The sequence below is a fragment of the Hyalangium gracile genome (assembly GCF_020103725.1).
Lineage (GTDB): Bacteria > Myxococcota > Myxococcia > Myxococcales > Myxococcaceae > Hyalangium > Hyalangium gracile.
The window spans coordinates 1-1,950 of the sequence record NZ_JAHXBG010000065.1; the positions used below are offsets into that span (position 1 = coordinate 1).

Consider the following 1,950-nt stretch of genomic DNA (forward strand, 5'->3'; position numbering starts at 1 on the left):
GGTGAGGAAGCGGTGTCGTAGCGTGAAGCCCTCCACTGGCTGAGGGGGGCTTCCGATGAGCACGTGTCTGGCGTGGGCCCTGGTGCGCCATGCGCGAGGGGCCGCGGCGCTGTGGCTGGGTGCGCTGCTGTGGCTGGCGAGCGGATGCGCTACGTCCGCGGGGCCGCGCAGCACGGAAGCCGCCTACCGCCAGCGAGCCTGGCACCGCGAGCTTCAACTGGCAGCGGGCCTGGGGCAGGTGCGCCCCGCGCAGTGGGAGCGACGAGACGCTGAGCGTGCAGAGCCTGTTGCCCCAGGCTCGCGCCCGATACCGGAAGGCTGGCCGGAAGAGGCCGCCACGGAGGAGGAGCTGCTGGCGCCTTTCCTGGCGTGCTCCTCCGTCGCGGACTCGCTCGCGCTGCAGAACAGCGTGGACATGGGGCGAGTGGTGGCACGACTGAGCGACTGGGGCGCGGTACGGCTGGGCGCACTGGGGCCGCTGGTGGACGCACGAGCCGCGCACGCGCTCACCGGCAAGCGGGCCGCCTTCCTGCTTCAGGCTACACGCGACTACGGCGCTCACGCACAGGTGTTCGCCCTCTTCCTGCTCCACACCAGCTTCGACGACGAGCTGGAGGAACTGCTGGCGCTGCTGGCGCGAGACAAGCAGCTGAGCCAGACGCTGGGGCACATGGAGGCGGTGCGCCAGGAACTGGAGCGGCGCGGGCTGAAGCTGAAGGACTACCCGGAGCGAGCACAGCACGCCTCGGATGTCCTGCGAGGCCTGGGGCACGCCGCCACGGACGCGCTCAACAGCACTCCCACGAGCGACGGAGCGCGCTACCAGCGCATGAGCAAACAGCTCCAGCAGCTGCCGCCGGCCTACCAGCAGGCGCAAGCAGCGCTGGAGCGGGAGCTGATGCGTGAGCACTACACGCCCGGCAACGCGGCGCTGGGAAGCTTCGACCAGCTGACCTTCGGGGTGCCTCTGGGCCTCTACCACCTGGCGGTGGGCACGGCTCATGGCCTGGGAGCACTGACACAAGGGCAGTACGAGCAGGCCACGCGCGAGCTGGCTCCGGCGGCGCTGCTGGTGGCGCTGTATGCCGGCGGCAAGGGTGCGCGGTCTCTGGCGGAAGGAAAGTCGCGGCTCTCACCTCCGGAGCTGCGACTGGAGGCGCTGCGGCGGGTGGCGTGGCAGGTAGCAGAGCGGCTGGGGGTGGACGGCCTGAGCGAGCTGGCCCGTTACATTCGAGCCCGCCGGGAAGCCGCCGTCTTCGTGGGAGCTGGAGGAGAGCCCGCCGCCGTGGCCCTCTACGAAGCGCGCGGCAATCTGGCCCGAGCACAGGCCTGGTTGTCCGAGGCCCGCTCCGAGCGCCCGGCTCCCCAGGAACCGAGAACGCCTCCAGGCGGCGCACCCAGCGGCCTGTCCTCGCTGGTGGACGAAGCAGCTGGCCACAGCCCGGAAGTGGTGGAGGCCAAACTCCGCCAGGCCGAGCTGGAAGCCCCGGGCCCACGTCTGCCCGCGGATGTGGCACTGCTCCACAAGCTGCGCGACACCCTCTCCTCCCCACCTCCGGGAGTACCGGAGGGCTACGCCCTCTGGGCGGAGTACCTCACCTATCGCCAGCGGCGACTCACCGCCCTGGAGCGCGGCGAGGCCACGGCCGGGCCTCTGCGCTGGGAACCCTACGAGCGCATGCGGGGCATCTTCGCCCGAGGGCTGGCCTTCGAGCGCGCCATGGTGGAACTGCTGCGCGCGGATGCCCTCCTACCGATGGCTCAGCGCCGCTGGCTTCAGGGCTTCACCCAGCCACGCATCGAGGTGCACGTGGGCGTGTCCAAACCGGGTGTGCCTGGCCTTCGCTACGCGGACGTGCTCGTCATCGAGCAACAGCCCTCCGCCGGCCAGCCTCCTCGCGTAGAGACCTTCAGCTTCAAGAGCCGCTTCCTCGCGTCAATGAAGCCAGA

1 protein-coding gene is annotated in these 1,950 nt (G+C 70.7%); it reads left to right on the forward strand.

Annotated features, from left to right (window positions below; genetic code table 11):
* Positions 1–55: 55 nt before the first annotated feature.
* A partial coding sequence (locus KY572_RS46775) for a hypothetical protein (protein ID WP_224250310.1) occupies positions 56–1,950 on the forward strand: 1,895 nt, incomplete at its 3' end.